Raw genomic sequence first — 701 nt, forward strand, 5'->3', positions numbered from 1 at the left:
CTTCGGCGTTGTAAGGTTAAGCCTCACGGTTCATTAGTACCGGTTAGCTCAACGCATCGCTGCGCTTACACACCCGGCCTATCAACGTCGTCGTCTTCAACGTTCCTTCAGGACCCTTAAAGGGTCAGGGAGAACTCATCTCGGGGCAAGTTTCGTGCTTAGATGCTTTCAGCACTTATCTCTTCCGCATTTAGCTACCGGGCAGTGCCATTGGCATGACAACCCGAACACCAGTGATGCGTCCACTCCGGTCCTCTCGTACTAGGAGCAGCCCCCCTCAGTTCTCCAGCGCCCACGGCAGATAGGGACCGAACTGTCTCACGACGTTCTAAACCCAGCTCGCGTACCACTTTAAATGGCGAACAGCCATACCCTTGGGACCTACTTCAGCCCCAGGATGTGATGAGCCGACATCGAGGTGCCAAACACCGCCGTCGATATGAACTCTTGGGCGGTATCAGCCTGTTATCCCCGGAGTACCTTTTATCCGTTGAGCGATGGCCCTTCCATTCAGAACCACCGGATCACTATGACCTGCTTTCGCACCTGCTCGCGCCGTCACGCTCGCAGTCAAGCTGGCTTATGCCATTGCACTAACCTCCTGATGTCCGACCAGGATTAGCCAACCTTCGTGCTCCTCCGTTACTCTTTAGGAGGAGACCGCCCCAGTCAAACTACCCACCAGACACTGTCCGCAACCC

1 rRNA gene is annotated in these 701 nt (G+C 55.5%); it reads right to left on the reverse strand.

The annotated features are described in order from the left end of the window. Positions 1-12: 12 nt before the first annotated feature. Positions 13-701, reverse strand: a 23S ribosomal RNA gene (locus BGE37_RS24760); the annotation flags it as partial.

Origin of the sequence: Escherichia sp. MOD1-EC6300 (genome assembly GCF_002965045.1) — a bacterium.
Lineage (GTDB): Bacteria > Pseudomonadota > Gammaproteobacteria > Enterobacterales > Enterobacteriaceae > Escherichia > Escherichia coli_F.